Source organism: Bacillus sp. FSL W8-1143 (genome assembly GCF_037965155.1).
GTDB classification, from domain to species: Bacteria; Bacillota; Bacilli; order Bacillales; family Bacillaceae; genus Bacillus; species Bacillus pumilus.
The window spans coordinates 3,428,716-3,444,812 of record NZ_CP150182.1 but is presented as its reverse complement, the minus strand read 5'-3'; the positions used below and the strand labels follow the sequence as shown (position 1 = coordinate 3,444,812).

Annotated in this window: 18 protein-coding genes; 12 read left to right on the top strand and 6 right to left on the bottom strand. The window is 44.4% G+C overall.

All coding sequences use genetic code 11. The annotated features are described in order from the left end of the window. Positions 1 to 33: 33 nt before the first annotated feature. Both NSQ36_RS17685 and NSQ36_RS17680 read right to left on the bottom strand, forming a co-directional pair. Positions 34 to 843, bottom strand: a complete 810-nt coding sequence (locus NSQ36_RS17685; protein WP_339206286.1) for a bifunctional hydroxymethylpyrimidine kinase/phosphomethylpyrimidine kinase — start codon at positions 841 to 843, stop codon at positions 34 to 36. A gap of 125 nt (positions 844 to 968) precedes the next feature. Then, complete coding sequence (locus tag NSQ36_RS17680; protein WP_137054226.1) at positions 969 to 1,274, bottom strand: general stress protein; 306 nt, start codon at positions 1,272 to 1,274, stop codon at positions 969 to 971. Between the two features lie 128 nt (positions 1,275 to 1,402). Between NSQ36_RS17680 and NSQ36_RS17675 the strand changes: the two genes are divergently transcribed. Together NSQ36_RS17675 and NSQ36_RS17670 are read left to right on the top strand one after the other, a co-directional pair. Beyond that, positions 1,403 to 2,230 (top strand): glycosyltransferase family 2 protein, encoded by an 828-nt coding sequence (locus tag NSQ36_RS17675; protein WP_003214726.1) that lies wholly within the window; start codon positions 1,403 to 1,405, stop codon positions 2,228 to 2,230. Beyond that, positions 2,227 to 2,907, top strand: a complete 681-nt coding sequence (locus tag NSQ36_RS17670) for a uracil-DNA glycosylase (protein WP_339206282.1) — start codon at positions 2,227 to 2,229, stop codon at positions 2,905 to 2,907. The genes NSQ36_RS17675 and NSQ36_RS17670 overlap by 4 nt, the downstream gene beginning before the upstream one ends. Positions 2,908 to 2,940: 33 nt before the next feature. On the opposite strand, the gene NSQ36_RS17665 is transcribed toward NSQ36_RS17670, so the two are convergent. After that, the gene (locus NSQ36_RS17665; RefSeq protein WP_339206280.1) at positions 2,941 to 4,299 is read right to left on the bottom strand and encodes an aldehyde dehydrogenase; all 1,359 of its coding nucleotides are present in this window, start codon (positions 4,297 to 4,299) and stop codon (positions 2,941 to 2,943) included. A gap of 170 nt (positions 4,300 to 4,469) precedes the next feature. On the opposite strand from NSQ36_RS17665, the gene NSQ36_RS17660 reads away from it, so the two are divergent. The 3 genes from NSQ36_RS17660 to NSQ36_RS17650 all read left to right on the top strand — a co-directional run bounded on the left by NSQ36_RS17660 (position 4,470) and on the right by NSQ36_RS17650 (position 6,585). Then, positions 4,470 to 4,802: a YwdI family protein gene (locus NSQ36_RS17660; protein ID WP_050944497.1), complete on the top strand. Its 333-nt coding sequence runs from the start codon at positions 4,470 to 4,472 to the stop codon at positions 4,800 to 4,802. Between the two features lie 33 nt (positions 4,803 to 4,835). After that, positions 4,836 to 6,143: a purine/pyrimidine permease gene (locus tag NSQ36_RS17655; protein WP_003214905.1), complete on the top strand. Its 1,308-nt coding sequence runs from the start codon at positions 4,836 to 4,838 to the stop codon at positions 6,141 to 6,143. A gap of 70 nt (positions 6,144 to 6,213) precedes the next feature. Next, positions 6,214 to 6,585, top strand: coding sequence for a DUF423 domain-containing protein (locus NSQ36_RS17650; protein ID WP_003215282.1), 372 nt, complete (start codon positions 6,214 to 6,216; stop codon positions 6,583 to 6,585). A gap of 41 nt (positions 6,586 to 6,626) precedes the next feature. On the opposite strand, the gene NSQ36_RS17645 is transcribed toward NSQ36_RS17650, so the two are convergent. The 3 genes from NSQ36_RS17645 to NSQ36_RS17635 all read right to left on the bottom strand — a co-directional run bounded on the left by NSQ36_RS17645 (position 6,627) and on the right by NSQ36_RS17635 (position 8,770). Beyond that, positions 6,627 to 7,244 (bottom strand): cupin domain-containing protein, encoded by a 618-nt coding sequence (locus NSQ36_RS17645; protein WP_339206278.1) that lies wholly within the window; start codon positions 7,242 to 7,244, stop codon positions 6,627 to 6,629. Positions 7,245 to 7,376: 132 nt separating this feature from the next. Continuing rightward, positions 7,377 to 7,919 (bottom strand): spore coat protein GerQ, encoded by a 543-nt coding sequence (gerQ, locus tag NSQ36_RS17640; RefSeq protein ID WP_003215192.1) that lies wholly within the window; start codon positions 7,917 to 7,919, stop codon positions 7,377 to 7,379. Positions 7,920 to 8,104: 185 nt separating this feature from the next. Continuing rightward, positions 8,105 to 8,770 carry a YIP1 family protein gene (locus tag NSQ36_RS17635; RefSeq protein WP_223251281.1) on the bottom strand — a complete coding sequence of 222 codons (666 nt, stop codon included), beginning with the start codon at positions 8,768 to 8,770 and terminating at the stop codon, positions 8,105 to 8,107. 184 nt (positions 8,771 to 8,954) lie between these two features. Here NSQ36_RS17635 and NSQ36_RS17630 point away from each other — a divergent pair, with 184 nt between their 5' ends. From NSQ36_RS17630 to NSQ36_RS17600, 7 genes are read left to right on the top strand one after another with little or no spacing between them, the layout of a single operon-like run. Continuing rightward, positions 8,955 to 9,725, top strand: a complete 771-nt coding sequence (locus tag NSQ36_RS17630) for a glycosyltransferase family 2 protein (RefSeq protein WP_339206276.1) — start codon at positions 8,955 to 8,957, stop codon at positions 9,723 to 9,725. Between the two features lie 6 nt (positions 9,726 to 9,731). Further along, positions 9,732 to 11,144, top strand: coding sequence for a CDP-glycerol glycerophosphotransferase family protein (locus NSQ36_RS17625; protein ID WP_339206274.1), 1,413 nt, complete (start codon positions 9,732 to 9,734; stop codon positions 11,142 to 11,144). A gap of 21 nt (positions 11,145 to 11,165) precedes the next feature. Next, positions 11,166 to 12,344 (top strand): DegT/DnrJ/EryC1/StrS family aminotransferase, encoded by a 1,179-nt coding sequence (locus tag NSQ36_RS17620; protein ID WP_113387471.1) that lies wholly within the window; start codon positions 11,166 to 11,168, stop codon positions 12,342 to 12,344. Continuing rightward, entirely contained in the window at positions 12,341 to 13,216 is an 876-nt protein-coding gene (locus tag NSQ36_RS17615; RefSeq protein ID WP_050944493.1) for a GNAT family N-acetyltransferase, read from the top strand. The genes NSQ36_RS17620 and NSQ36_RS17615 overlap by 4 nt, the downstream gene beginning before the upstream one ends. A 1-nt stretch (position 13,217) precedes the next feature. Continuing rightward, positions 13,218 to 14,342 carry an N-acetylneuraminate synthase family protein gene (locus NSQ36_RS17610; RefSeq protein ID WP_339206270.1) on the top strand — a complete coding sequence of 375 codons (1,125 nt, stop codon included), beginning with the start codon at positions 13,218 to 13,220 and terminating at the stop codon, positions 14,340 to 14,342. Further along, complete coding sequence (locus tag NSQ36_RS17605; RefSeq protein WP_339206268.1) at positions 14,332 to 15,072, top strand: glycosyltransferase family protein; 741 nt, start codon at positions 14,332 to 14,334, stop codon at positions 15,070 to 15,072. The genes NSQ36_RS17610 and NSQ36_RS17605 overlap by 11 nt, the downstream gene beginning before the upstream one ends. Next, a complete protein-coding gene (locus NSQ36_RS17600; protein WP_113387470.1) occupies positions 15,069 to 16,097 on the top strand; it encodes a glycosyltransferase in 1,029 nt (342 codons plus the stop codon). The genes NSQ36_RS17605 and NSQ36_RS17600 overlap by 4 nt, the downstream gene beginning before the upstream one ends.

Below are 16,097 nucleotides of genomic sequence, written 5' to 3'. Positions count from 1 at the left end.
CCTTCTAACAAGGCGAATCGGGTTTTTTCTGTTTTATTTGTCAAAACGATGAGCAGAATGCTTTGTTGGTCCGATGTATTCATTTAGCTGGAAAGAGCCTTTGATGGCAGCTGTGATGAATTCTTTTGCTGCATAAATGGCTTCTTTCACGTCTGAGCCGTTTGCCAGTTCAGCTGTGACTGCTGCTGAGAATGTGCAGCCTGCGCCGTGTGTGTATTCTGTGTCGATCTTCTCTGTTTCAAGTCGTTCGAAGGTTTGTCCATCATAAAGCAAATCGATCGCTTTATCTGGGCTTAGCTTACCGCCTCCAGTGATGACCACATACTTGGCACCAAGTTCGTGAATGCGTTTTGCTGCTGCTTCCATTTGTTCGATCGTTTTGATCTCACCGATTCCGCTTAATTGACCTGCTTCGAAAAGGTTAGGCGTGATGACGGTTGCCAGTGGCGTAAGCTTTTCGCGCAGTGCTTCCGCGTGCTCTGGATAAAGGACTTCGTTCGCACCCTTACAAACCATAACAGGATCAATGACGACATTTTTTAGGTCGTATGTTTTGATGGTGTCAGCCGCAAGTTCGATCACGTCGACTGTTGGGAGCATACCCGTTTTTAGCGCATCTACCCCAATACCTTCTACAATGGTAGAGAGCTGCGCACGAATCGTCGCCGTATCAATTGGAAACACCTGATGATCCCAATGGTTATGAGGGTCCATTGCAACGACAACGGTTAAAGCTGTCATCCCGTAGACGTTTTTTTCTTGAAACGTTTTTAAATCTGCTTGGATACCTGCACCGCCGCTTGAATCCGAGCCTGCGATGGTGAGTGCTTTATTCATAGACATAGTTGCTGAACCTCCAATGTGATGTGTAACAGTTACTGTTCTATCCTTATTATAATCAGCTTTTCCATTTATCACAATGAAACGGCATAAAAAAGCGTTCTACCCTAGGAAAAACGCCTTACCCCTTACCTTTTAAAAATCACTAATTTCCCCTTTTTCAGTTCGTCTAAAAGAGTTAAAGCTAATTCCTGATCGGCGCCAACTGACATCATTTTGGCCATGAGCTCGTCATCCCGGGTGCGGATGACATTGGCAATTTGATCTAAAATCCCTTGATCGACCGCTGTCATGCTTTTGGCATTCGTATGCTCTGTGACGGTATCAGAGCGTTCTGGATCGTATGCAAAAACAAAAATATCATCCTTTGCTGAGCGTATTTGTTCAATGGTCTGCTTCGCTTCTTTGCTATTTTCTACTGTGAAATATTCCATCGTGATCACTCCTTTCCATCGAAAATTCCCATTTTCCCGTCACATCAAACCGCCTTTTATATCATGAGAAGAACGTTATTTTATGTTTTAATGGAAAAAGACGAATCTATTAAAGGAGTTAGCTGAATATGAAGATTTCCTTATTAATTGTGACACATAACCGGCTCAGCGCACTGTGTGAGCTGCTTGAATCTATTACGAGACAAACCGTACAGCCTTTTGAAATTGTGGTTGTGAATGATGCAGGAGAGCGCGTCGAGATCATTCAGGAACTCTACCCCGAACTTCCGATCCGCTTGATCCATTTAGATGAGAACGTCCAGCATGTGAATGCTAGAAACGTGGGGGTGCGGGAGCTGACTGGCGATGTCATCATGCTGAGTGACGACGATGATTACTTTACACCTTGTCATATTGAACGTATGAGTAAGGCGCTGGAGGACGCCGATTTTGTCTTTTCTGATGCAGAAATTGTGTCATTTGAAGAAAAAGGCGCGACCCGCTTCCCGGTGTCAAGACGTTTGTTTGCGTATACAGCTGCTATTGAGGATATGCGTGTCTTTTCTACATATGTTCCTTCCGGCAGTATGTATAAACGATGTATACACGATGAGATTGGCTATTTTGATCCAGCGATGCATCATTATTGGGACTGGGACTTCTTTTTGCGTGTATCACAGCATGCCCGGATCAAACGAGTGCCAGCTGCCAGCGTGATCTATGCGTTTTTTGACGGCGGAGGGAATCAGTCTAGTGATCTTGGTGAGACAAGGAAGAACTACTTAGATGATCTAAGTGAAAAGCATGGGCTGGGTGACCTTCCGACAGCGAACTTTGCTGTCTTATTAGAAGAACCAGCAATGAAAAAACGAGAATCAGAGAGTGAGATTGTGTGGGATGGAAAACCGATGATCTCAAGACTAACGCAGCAGACACAAGGAGGAGAACCCCAATGAAGCCATTTTTAAATGATAGCTGGTGGGCTGTGATGAAAAGTGAATTTGAACAGCCATATTATCAGGAATTACGTGAATGGATGAAGGAAGAATATCGCACGCAGACCGTTTTTCCGAAACCAGATGACGTTTATCGTGCGCTTCATTTGACGTCATATGAAGCGGTCAAAGTGGTGATTTTGGGACAAGACCCTTATCATGGCCCAGGTCAGGCACATGGATTAAGCTTTTCTGTTCAGCCTGGTGTGAAGCATCCGCCATCGTTGAGAAATATTTTTCAGGAGCTAAAGGATGATCTTGGCTGTCCTGTTCCAAATCACGGCTCACTTGTGAGCTGGGCAGAGCAAGGTGTGCTGCTCTTAAACACTGTGCTAACCGTGAGAAAGGGCGAGGCGAACTCGCATAAAGGCAAGGGCTGGGAACGTGTGACAGACCGCGTGATTGATGTGCTGAATGAACGTGATCAGCCCGTCGTTTTTGTGCTGTGGGGAAGACATGCTCAAAATAAGAAAGAACGCATTGATCAAAACAAGCATTACATCATTGAGTCACCTCATCCAAGTCCTTTTTCTGCAAGAAACGGCTTTTTTGGCAGTCGTCCGTTTTCAAAGGTAAACGCGTATTTAAAGCAAATGGGGATTGAAGAAATCAACTGGTGTATCCAAGATATTGAGTAAAAAGAGGACGAGGGGAGAGACCCTTCGTCCTGTTTATTTTAAAAATTTACGAACCAAGTCGAGTCCGTTTTTCGCATTTGGATAACGGAAGGAAAAATCGAAGCGATTGGTTTGGCGCAGGACGCTTTTTTCATGCGTAAACGTAAAGAAGCTTTCTTTCCCGTGATATCGTCCCATGCCGCTTTCACCCACGCCTCCGAATGGCAGGTAAGGAGTAGCGACATGCATGAGCGTGTCATTGATACATCCTCCGCCAAATGAGAGATGGTCTAGAATATAGGCTTCTGTTTCTTTACTTGTTGTGAATAAGTAAAGAGCAAGCGGCTTCGGTCTAGCTTTGATCATATGTGCTGCCTCGTGCAGAGAATCGAAGGTCATGACAGGCAGAATCGGTCCGAAAATTTCCTCCTGCATGACAGGATCTTCCCATGTGATGTGGTCTAATATGGTTGGTGCAATTTTGAGCTCGTCTTCGTTGCGCTGTCCACCTGTAACGATCGTTCCATTTGAGAGAAATTGTGAGAGCCTGTCAAAATGACGCTGGCTGACATTTTTCCCAAAGTGCGGATGTGTTTCCGGTTGTTCGCCATAAAAGTCACGGATACAGGCTGTCATTTCCCGCAAAAGATCGTCTTTAATGGATTCATGAACAAGCAAATAGTCTGGTGCAATACACGTTTGGCCAGCATTGGTAAATTTGCCGAACGTGATTCGCTTTGCCGCTAATTTGATATCTGCATCAGGCGTGACGATGCAAGGGCTTTTTCCGCCAAGCTCAAGTGTGACAGGGGTCAAATGCTTTGCGGCGGCTTCCATGACGACTTTGCCAACTGCCACACTTCCTGTAAAGAAGATATAATCAAAGGGCAGTTTCAACAGCTCTGTACTCACATCTACACCGCCTTCTACGACAGCTACATGGTCTTCTTGAAATACAGGTTCGACCATTGCACTGATTACTTCTGAAACTTGCGGCGTCAGCTCAGACGGTTTTAAAATAACGGCATTACCCGCAGCAATGGCACCAACTAATGGAGAAAGGGCCAATTGGAAAGGATAGTTCCAAGGGGCAATGATGAGCACATTGCCATAAGGTTCCTTCATAATCATGCTTTTCGACCCGATATGAGTGAGGGGCGTTTTCACGCGTGTTGGCTTTGCCCATTTGTGGAGGTGCTTGATGGTATGATTGATTTCCTCATACACCATCCCGATCTCTGTTGTGTAGGCCTCCTGTTCGGATTTATGTAAATCATGGGCCAAGGCTTGTAAAATATCCTTCTCATGCTGTTTGATGGCTGCTTTTAAGTCTTTAAGAAGACGGATGCGTTCTTCCACCGGAGGCTTTTGAAAGACTTTTTGTTTCTGAAAAAGAGTAGTGAGTTTGTCCATTATTCAATCCTTTCATAAACGATGTTGTTTCCTTTATTATGTGTGAAGGGCTATGTCGGGTCAAATAAGAGAGGCGGGAGCAGACTGCTTTGAAAAAATGAACCCATTTCGTTTGTTCATTTGGTAAAATAATGTTGAAAAGAGACTTTTTTAGATTGGAGGGTCTACCCTTGAATATTCATATATCAAGCCTGCTTCAAAAAATGGAGGAAGCGGTTCAAAAGGCGAAACAAAGTGAAAATGATGAAGAGGTGAAACGCCAAGTGGCGGCGATTTCTTCACTATGTGATGTCATTCTCGATGCACCATCACAGGTGCAAATGCCGCAAACGCCGGTTATCTCGCCACCTTCTTCGATACAGACACCGTCCGCGCCGCCCGTATCCTCAGATCAAGCCATGCTTGAGAAACTGATGGGTGCGAGTGGTGCGAAGAAATTTCAGCATCAAGAAGAGGGGCAAAAAGAGAAGGATGGGAACGGCGACTCTATCTTTGATTTTTAATGGTCTTGTCACGACAAAGGGAAGGTGATCGGTTTGAAACTATTTTTGGGCGCCATTCAGTGGATGGCATTTTTTATCGCAGCTTCTATTGCTGTACCAATTGCGATTGCACAAGCATTTGAATTGAACCAAGTGCAGTCAGCGGAGCTGATTCAAAGTACATTCTTTTCACTTGGTCTTGTGGCGATGGTTCAGTGTTTATGCGGCCATATGCTGCCGATCAATGAAAGTCCAGCGGGGCTTTGGTGGGGTGTGTATACCCTTTATGCAGGTATGACAGGAACCATCTTTGCGACGTATCCTGAAACTCTGCAAGCACTACAAGGGGCTTTAATTTTTAGTGCCGCTTTCTTTTTTATTTTTAGTTTATTTAAAATCATTAATTGGCTCGCGTCTTTATTTACGCCAGTCGTCACAGGCATTTACTTGCTATTATTAGTTGTCCAGTTAAGTCAGCCGATCATGAAAGGGCTGATGGGCATCGGCTATCGGGGAAATCAGGTGGATGGGCTTGTCTTTTGCTTATCAATCTTCATTATTATCCTGACCTTCATGATCAGCCGCTCAAAATGGCATTACTTGAGACAGTTTTCTGTGTTGTTTGCCCTTGCAGGAGGCTGGTTGTTATTCGCTCTACTCGGGTTGGCAAAGCCGGTTCGAATTCCAGAAAAAATCATCGAGTTTCCGAAGCTTTTCCCATTCGGCATGCCAGTCTTTGACAGTGGATTGCTTGTCACGTCCTTTTTCATTACGATATTACTCATTGTGAACATGCTGGCAAGTATTCGAATTGTGGAAAGTTCAGTGAAGGCATTTGGTGAACTGCGTGAGCGGAAGAGAGCTCGGCCGGCTGGTTTTGTCGCAGCATTTGGTCACTTACTGAGCGGATTGATCGGAGCGATTGCGCCTGTACCTATTTCCGGGGCAGCAGGATTTATCCAGACAACGAAAATTCCATCGAGAAAGCCATTTTTCATAGGAAGTCTGCTCATTGTACTCATTAGTTTATTCCCGCTGCTCATGAGCTTTTTCTCCGCATTGCCATCACCTGTGGGGCTTGCTGTAAACTTTGTGGTGTTCTCCTCGATGATTGGAATTGCGATGTCTGAGTTTGATCAGTATGAGAAAGAAGAAATTCCGCGGATTCGCTTTGTCCTAGGGATTGCCGTTTTAGCAGGTGTAGGGGCGATGTTTGTACCGCAGGAAGCCTTGAAAGGCATGCATCCTGTGCTCATTTCATTATTAAGCAATGGACTTGTTCTAGGTACACTCATTGCGATCGCGGTCGATCAAGTTCTGTTACGAAAGAAAAAGAAATCCGACAATCTCGTGTCAACGTAAAGGGAAAGTTGAATATCGTCTGTCACCCGCGCTATGATAAATATAATTGACGAGATAAGGAGAATGACGAATGAAACTATTTTTCATTTTAGGTGCGATTAATGCGATGCTAGCTGTTGGACTCGGAGCCTTCGGTGCGCACGGTCTTGAAGGGAAAATCCCTGAAAAGTATATAGAGATTTGGAACAAAGGGGTTCAATATCAGATGTTCCATGCGATTGGACTATTTATTGTCGCCTTTCTTGCAGATAAGCTGTCAGGTGTTTCTCTAGTCCCAACCGCTGGCTGGGTGATGCTTGCAGGTATCCTTTTCTTCTCAGGAAGCCTTTATGTCCTAGCATTGACTCAGGTGAAGATTCTAGGTGCCATTACCCCAATTGGCGGAGTGGCGTTTATTGCTTCTTGGATCATGCTTGTCATTGCAGCAGCAAAAAATTTATAAGCTAAAAAACCGATGCTCTGAGAGGGGCATCGGTTTTTTTCTTAATTCCAGTAAGGGGCGTAGTTTGGCGGTGCTTGATAATAAGGGATGTAGTGAGACGGAGGGACAGGGTTCGTTTGTGCTTCCTCTTCTCTGTGGCAAAATGGTCCGATAAACGCACTTGGCTTCACAGGCTGAGTCGCCTGTTTCCACTGTGTTTCGTTCATGCAATACGTATGTGCCATGATGTGAGCAGGGGTGAGGGTGAGAAGGTCTGAGCCTAGGATCACTTCTGGCGTAGATGCGTTAAAAATGGCTAACAAATGAGTTCTGTCTTGAAGGGCAACTTCATAGTGCCACCAGCCTTGAGGTACGTTTGCTACCTGTCCTGGGGTGATGGTATAGGTGTGAAGTTTTTTTGTAAATGGATTCAGCATCGAGACGGCAGCAGAACCGGCTATACAATAAACAAGCTCTGCGGCATTTTGATGATAATGAGGCTCTACGACTTTGCTTTTACTCAAATATATATCCAGCAGAGATACTTGATCCAACGAGTTTAATTGTTTTTTTCCTAAAACGTTAATCAGGTTACGCTGATCGTATTTCACAAGGGGACTTTGATTCAGGTCGTATGAATATTTAACATTTGGGGAAGTATAATCCAGCTCAACAGTCATTGATGTCACCTCTAGGCGTTTGATAAAAACTACTAGGCATCTTATGACGAGCGCCCTAGAGGTGTGACAAAAACCTAATCAAAAGAAAAAAGCAAGGGCGCCTGCTCCTTGCTTTTGCGATATGTGCGTTATCTACCTCGGAGAATACGTGGACATGGAGTATGGATAGTCGTATTGAATTTCCCCATCAAACGTAATGTAATCAAGATAGATCGTTAATAGTAAGTATCGTGTTCCTGTCTTGTTATCACTAATGATAATGTGGTCACGTCCTGCAGCTTCAATGACGCCTCTGAAAATCTTCGAGTTCCATTCCTTACTTGCCTCAAACGTCATATAAATCGTGGCTACCTTGCCGCGGTTCAATCGTAAAATATTTTCAATATAGGACTGCTCGATTGGCAGCTGACCAGTGACATTCTGCTGATAAATCGGTCCAGAAGGAATTTGATAAGGCTGCCCGCCGCTCTGCGTGCCCTGCCCCCCTGGTGAAGAACCAGTAGACGGCATTGGTGAAAATCCCTGCTGCATTTGTCCTTGCATTTGACCCTGCGTTTGGGGAGGGACTGAATAACCCATCTGCTGCGCAGGATACGGATTTGCTCCATATTGTTGCTGGCGAAAATCTTGACCTTCGAAACCCGAACCTTGCCCAAATTGATTTTTCAATTTCATAACGTTCCTCCTCTTTCCTCATGGTGTTCTAAACAGAAGGCGCTTGAGCACCTGTTGTTTCCATAGCATTCTTTCTCTCTTTCACACTATGAGACAGGAGGGGAGAATATGTACATTGAACGAAAAAAAGGAACTGTGGTGCAGTTCCTTAGGCGCGGGCAAACCCTCGCATTCTTTGTCAGGCCTTACATCATCCAATTTACAGCGCGCTGGACACCAAATAAAAGAGTAATGATAAGAAAACATGCCGCAAGCGGTGTGATCACGATGAGGAAGGCTTGCCATAATTTCAGCTTCATCACAGCGACAATGCCTAAAACAGTCATTCCAAATATCCACGTCTTTGCATAAGCATCAATCAGTGTCAAAAGATCGAGATAATACCATACCTCAAAATGCTGATCTAAATAGGGTGAGATTTTGACAAACGTATACGGACCAAGCATTCCAATCGTGCAAATCCAACTGAGTGCAAATAAAGCGGAAGGGAAAAAGGTCGTCAGCGTGAAGGCTTTGAGTACATCTCGATATGCCGTTTGACTGCCGAAAAAAAGACGCCCTAACCACTTTAGGATGAGTACACCGAAAAATAGACCGAGATTGCCTGCGAGAATACCATATCCCGCACCTTGTAACAAAATAAAAGGAAATGGAATATGATTGCCCATATACTCGCTAAAATACCCTTCGTAGACCCAGCCTGTACCAGCGATACTTGCAAGGAGCATCATCAGCCAAATGGGAATATAGGAATGTTGATATGAGCGAATAATCGTTTTTGTTGCGACAAAAATTTTAAAAAATCGAAAAAAACCTTTTACTTCCTCTTGTTGGGAGTGATCATTCTTCATAGCTTCCAATGTTCTTTACTCCTTTAATACACATAAATGATTACTTATATTACCAAAAAGTTCGCGTTTTTCAAAGATAGATCATTAAAAAAATACAATTTTATAAAAAATAGGTCACTCTACAGTCTCTTTAAGAGGAGACACATATGATAAACATAGTTTGAAAGAGACCGAGGTGAAAACTTTGACAAAAGTAACTGTCATTATGACGAGCTACAACAAGGCGGCTTACGTCGGCAGATCGATTGAAGCGGTTTTGCAGCAGACGCTGTCAGACTTTGAACTATTTATCATGGACGATGGTTCAAATGAAAAAACCCTTGACGCGATTGAGCCCTTTCGCAAAGATCCCCGTGTTCATTTTATCCAAAGCGGTGTCAAATCGCTGGAGGAGAGAACAGCGAAAACCCGATACGCCGTCCTCATTAATCAAGCTTTAGAACTAGCAAAGGGCGAGTATATTTCCTATGCCACAGATGACAATGTCTATGCCCCGGACCGTTTAGAAAAGCTCACACATTATCTAGATGCTCGACCAGGTGAAGATATTGTCTATTCTGCATCGAAAGTAATCTATTTAAATAGCAATAAAGATCCAGTAAAGGAAACGATTCGACCTGCGCAAACGGTGCAATGGAATGCACCTTGTGCCATAGATCATTGCTCGGTCGTTCATCGTGCTTCTATTTTAACAAAAATTCATGCTGAATTTGGGTCTTACTGGGACGAGAGTCCGCATTTTTATCGAATAGGGGATGCCCGGTTCTTTTTTCGATTAAATCATTTTTATCCGTTCTATCCCTATGATGAAGTGTTAGATACAAATTACATCACAGAACAGTCGATTCACTATCAATTGGCGGAAGAAGAGAAAAGTGCCTTTATTCAAGCACTTCCTGAGCAGTCTACCTGCTGGGAGCTCCGCCATATATTAAAGCAAAGACATGGGAGGTGACCTAAAGTGTCGCACTATATTCATCATTATTGGCAGGTGTATTTTGAGTATGTAAATCTCATGAAGGATTTGTCCTATCAACAAATTCCTCTTGGGTTGATCAGCAATTTCTATCAATATATCAGTCCTGAAGTGAGGGAACGTATGGAGGGTGAAGCATTCGGTCATGAATTGACAACCGATTGTCCATTGCCGGAAGAGATTCAGCCATTTTTTGATCAACATAAGCAGCAGATCAAGCGTATTGCTTATCGTCCGGCGAATGGAAAGGTCTTGCTTCACTTTGAACATCTGCGTTTTACTGAACAAAATTACACGCGGTTCCATCCGAGTCAAACGGTGGTGCTTGCTCGCTGGAAGAAGGCAGACTATTTTGGTTTACCGGTCATCAGCAAGCCGGAATTAGCGGGAGAGGTTAATAAAGAAGCCCATGCTGAATATATTGAGAAAGCAAATGCTCTCCTTAAACCTTACGCAAAGCACCCCGTCTTTGGCAATGTCTTTTTTAGAGAAAAGCTTCGGAAGGACATTGTGCAATTTATTGATGTGATTGACCAGACAGAAGTGCTATTTCAGATGGAGCCAATTGCAGCCATTATTGTGGGGACAACGGAGGATGCTTACAGCCGCGTACTTGCACTGCAAACTGTGAAACGCCAGCTCACGAGTATCTGTCTTCAGCACGGCGCACTGATGGGCGACGAAGCCTTTTTGCCGATTTTCACGACGTGCCACGGGGTGTTTGGAAAGTATGAAAAAGACTGGTATGTACACAAAGGCTGTCAGCCGGAACAGGTGGAGATCACAGGTCATCCGAGGTTTGACTTGGTGAAGGATCGAACGCCGCTTCAACAGGAAATGGTCTTTCGAAAATTGAACTTCAATCCTGCCAAAAAGACCGTGCTTGTGGCAACGCAGCCGTTTTCAGAAGCCTTCTATGGTGATGTGCTTAAAACGATTGCAAAACGGAAAGACATTCAGTTGATCATGAAGCCGCATCCGTGGGAAATTGCCCGAAACCGATTAAATGAGTATGTGTCCATTGAACGAGCAGGAAATCATGTGAGATTGATTAAAAAAGAAATCGACTTGTATGATCTATTGCCTTATATGGATATGGTCATTACGCTCACATCAACCGTCGGTCTTGAAGCGATGCTCTTTGAAAAGAGTGTGCTGATCGGGAAAATGACAGAAGGCAGAAGATACCCTTATTACGAGTCGCTTGGCAGCTATCATATGGAAAACCCTGTTGAACTGGCTGAGAAAGCCATTCGTATTTTGTCGGATGATCAAGAAATGAAGCTGGCAAAGAGGCAAGGAGCTGAGTTCATTAAACAACATTATCCGCATGCGCGATCGACCGATGTTCTGCTTTCTCTGCTTCAAACAAAAACAGGTGTGGATTTTCAGAGATGAGGATAGGGGTGTGCAAGCGATATGGAAAAAAAGAGAGAACAATTTCTTCCTTATGCCCTGCCGTTGATTGAGCAGGAAGAAATTGACGAAGTCATTGGAACATTAAAATCCGGCTGGCTGTCAACCGGACCAAAAGTCAGACAGTTTGAAGAAGAGTTTCGGCAGCTGACCGGTGCAAAACATGCGATCGCTGTCAATTCATGTACGGCTGCTTTATTTTTAGCCTTAAAAGCAAGAGGGATTGGGAATGGGGATGAGGTGATTACAACGCCTCTGACATTCTGCGCAACAGCCAATACGATCATTCATACAGGGGCAGCTCCTGTATTTGTCGATATTGACCCAGCGACACTCAACCTCGATGCAGAGAAACTAGAAGCGGCGATTACACCACACACAAAAGCGATTGTCCCTGTTCATTTTGCTGGTCAATCGTGCGATATGGAACGGATTTTAGCCATTGCCAAAAAGTACGATTTATTTGTGCTTGAGGATGCCGCTCATGCTCTTTACACAACGTACCACGGTCAGCCCGTTGGTTCGATTGGTGATGCGACTGCCTTTAGTTTTTATGCGACGAAAAATATAGCGACCGGAGAAGGCGGCATGCTGACGACGAATGATGATGCACTTGCCGCTCGGATCAGAAGACTAGCACTCCATGGGATGAGCAAAGGAGCATGGAATCGTTATGGAGAAAAAGGAACGTGGTACTACGAGGTCGAGGAACCTGGCTATAAAATGAACATGTTTGATGTGCAGGCATCGTTAGGGCTTGTTCAGCTAAGCCGTTTAGATGATATGCAGGCACGGAGAGAACAAATTGCGAAAGCATACAATCAAGCATTTCAAAAGGAAGCAGGGCTGATCCTGCCGCCAGTCCATCATGAGGGAAGACATGCATGGCATTTATATGTACTGCAAGTGGACCCGAAAGAAGCATTCATCACACGCAATGAGCTGATTGATCAGCTGCAAAAGGACTATAAAATCGGCACGAGTGTTCACTTTATCCCTGTTCATTTGCATCCATACTATCAACAAACCTATCACTATTCACCAGAGGATTTCCCTGAGTCACTCGCGTACTACAAGCGGACTCTCTCACTGCCTCTTTATCCAAGTATGACAGATGAAGATGTGCAGGATGTCATCACTGCGGTGCTGTCTATTTTAAAAGAACAGAAGGCATCTTCATGAAGGCCGTTCATGCAATAGACGATCAGGTGCTGTCCGCTTGGATTGAGAAATACGGTCAACAAATTGAACAAATGAAAGGCTTCAAACAGTTTGGTCTTGTCAGTGGCGCCCAGCTGAAAGCAGTGCTGTTATACGATTGGTCAAAATGGGAAAGCGGCATATTTGATCAGCATATTTTTCATGTGAAGTTTGCGGAAGCTGAGTCAGCATCTGCTTTTCAGGAATTGATGGAGCGCTTCATCAATTGGATGAGAACAGAAAAATGCGATTTTTTCTTTTTACGTCTTGAAGCGGCGGATGTTGAAAAAAACCGCATCGTCCAAAGGCTGTCACATGTGTACTATGTGGGCGGTCTCACTCGTCTTGAAGCGCCACCTGTTCACATGGAAATGCCATCAACAGGTGAAGATGTGGTCATCAGTCTGCCGGATGAAAAGGAATACGATGAGGCGGTGTCACTCGCTTATCAGGCTTTTGTGAAAAGCCGGTATGCCCTCGATCCATTTTTAGACCAGAATGTCGTCCAGCATTTCTATCAAGAATGGATGAGAAATAATGTGCTCGGACGTGCAGATATCAATATCGTAGCAAAGGTGAACGATGAAGTCGTGGGCTTGATACAAGGGATGACCAAGGGCGATGAGCTGGCGCTTGAGCTGTTTGCGATTAGACCGGATGTACAAGGAAAAGGGATCGGGAAAAAGCTGTTTATTGAGATGATGAAGGTCTCTTATGAGAGAGGGCATCGTTTTATTTCTGCCGGAACACAGCTGCATAACACAACCGCCATTCAGCTGTATGAAAAGATGGGATTTAGAACAACAAATGCCTTCTTGTATTACCATGTATGGCCGAAAAAAGGAGAGAGGTAAGATGGCGCATTTCTACATTGGAGATCGCAAAGTGGGGGATGGTGCGCCTGTCTTTATCATTGCAGAGGCAGGCATTAACCATGATGGAAAGCTGGATCAGGCGCTTGCTTTAATTGATGTGGCAAAAGAAGCAGGTGCCGATGCAGTGAAGTTTCAAATGTTTCAAGCTGATCGGATGTATCAAAAGGAACCAGGTTTATACGAAACAGCCAAAGGAGAAGAGGTGTCCATTTTTTCCTTAGTCGAACAAATGGAGCTGCCGCCAGAATGGCTGCCGATGTTATTAACCCGCTGTGAGGAAAAAGGGCTAATATTTTTAAGCACAGTGTGTGACGAAGAATCTGCGGATTTATTAAATCAAACCGATCCACCAGCTTTCAAACTCGCATCCTATGAAATCAATCATTTGCCTCTTTTGCGTCACACAGCTTCTTTTCAAAAGCCCATCATTTTCTCAACAGCCGGGGCCACTATTGCAGATGTTCATGAAGCGTATGAGGCGGTTACAAGCGTGCAAAACGATCAGGTCGCCATCATGCATTGCGTCGCAAAGTATCCAGCACCTAGAGCTTATACGAATCTTCGTGTGCTCCAAACCTTAGCCGCCGCTTTTCCTCAGGCAGTCATCGGCTTTTCCGATCATAGTGAGCATCCTACTGAAGCCCCTGTTGCTGCTGTGAAGCTTGGGGCAGCCATGATTGAAAAGCATTTTACGATAGATAAGACGCTGCCTGGCGCCGATCATTCCTTTGCACTCGATCCCGAAGAATTAAAGGAAATGGTTCAGCATATTCGAGCGGCAGAAAAGGACCGAAATCAATCAGAAACAGACGCTCATTCTGTGTCAGAGGAGCTCCTTGGCAGTTCTTTTAAAACGACAACAGCCATTGAAGGGCAGATTCGTGAATTTGCGTATCGAGGGATTTTTACGACAAAAGGGATTGCAAAGGGCGAGACATTGACCGAAGAAAATCTAGCCGTATTACGTCCAGGACAAAAAAGCCAAGGTCTGCATCCGCGGTACATGGAGATTTTACTTGGCGTCAAGGCTGTCAGAGACATTCCAGCCCATACAGGGGTTTCGTGGAAAGATGTGCTCATGCAGGAGTCTACAAATGATCAATGATGTGCTCTTTGTCATACAGGCTAGAATGGGCTCAACAAGACTGCCAAAAAAGGTGATGAAGCCGATCGGAGGTATGGCATTGATCGATTTCATCGTTGAACGGGTAAAGCAATCAGATCATTACAATCACAAAACGCAGAACCTCATGATCGCCACAACAGTCGAAGCAGAAGATGATCTATTGGCTCATTATTGTTTATCAAAGGGCTATAAGGTATTTCGTGGCAGTGAGATGGATGTATTGCAGCGATTCGCAAAGATAGCTCAACATTTTGAACCACAAACCATTGTACGTTTAACGGGAGATAATCCATTTATAGATCCGGCGCTTTTGTCGAAAATGCTTGAAGAACATAGACGGAAGAAGGCTGATTATACGTATACGACTGGAACGCCACTCGGTATTTCCGGGGAAATGATCGACGCATCCATTTTACGTGAAATCGACAATTTCTCCCTTACGCAGCCGGAGCGTGAGCATGTCACGCTGTATATCCGAAAGCATCCTGATCGATTTCAACTGCAATTATTCACACCGCCCAAAGAACTCGCATATCCTGCTTATCGATTCACGATTGATACAGAAGAAGATTATGTATTTGCTACCCGTTTACTTGAGAAAGCCGGTGGATCTATTACTGTGCCTACGGCTGAGCTTATCGTCATTTGTGAACAAGACCCTAATATTGTTCGGTTGAATCAATTTGTGAGACAGAAGGATGCTGAATGAATAAAAAAATCATGATTGTTGTGTACGGTGGTTTTTTAAGAGGGATGGGGCATGTCGTTAGAATGAAACGGCTGGCAAAGGAACTGATTCAAGAAGGAAACGACTTATATTTTTATACAAATGAACAGATTTGTGTAGAAATGCTCTCGCATCCAGCATGGCACGTTCATTTGGTGCAGGAATCAAACGTATTCCTTCAAATGGAGCAGGACATAAAAGAGCTAAATCCTAATCTTCTGCTAATCGATGTCCTTGATTGTGACCTTCAGTTCCTTCGATCGATCAAAGCGTCCTCCAGAAATGCAAAACTGGTCTTATTTGAAGAAGAAAGAACAGAAGCTTGCCAGCTTGCTGATGCTGTCGTAAACGGCATTTATGGTGGACTGGATGAAAAGCACCTGCAAGTAAATGGAACGGACTACTTTTATGGAACACCTTATTTATTGTTAGATCACGAAATCAGCAAATTAAAAGACACATATGAGGTTCGCAAAGAATGTAAGAAGGTGGTGATCAGCCTTGGAGGCAGTGATCCAAGCGGATTATTAACAAAGGCTGTATCAGCACTTCTCGAAGCTTGCCATTTACACATTCTAGCGGTTACAGGAAAAGCCTCTCGCATCGAAGAAGAAATCGAGGCTGCACATATTCAATTCATTCGTCATACGGATCAATTACCTGCCCGTCTTGCAGAAGCCGATCTAGCGATTGTTGCTGGCGGGATGACGTTATATGAGGCCGTTTGTATCGGAGTGCCCAGCATTGTCCTTTCGCAAGTAGACCACCAAGCAGTAACAGCCACTCGTTTTGCACAAAAGGGAGCCTGTCACCATCTTGGATTAGGTCGCCTTGTGGATGAAAAGGATATATGGCGTGCTACTCGCAGACTATCCGGCAGCTACTTTCTCCGCAGGAGCATCCATCTCAATGGACGGTCACTCATTGATGGAAAAGGAACCGAACGAGTGAAAAACATTCTTATACACCTCATGAATCATCACCAAAAAGAACATAAGGATGTGTAG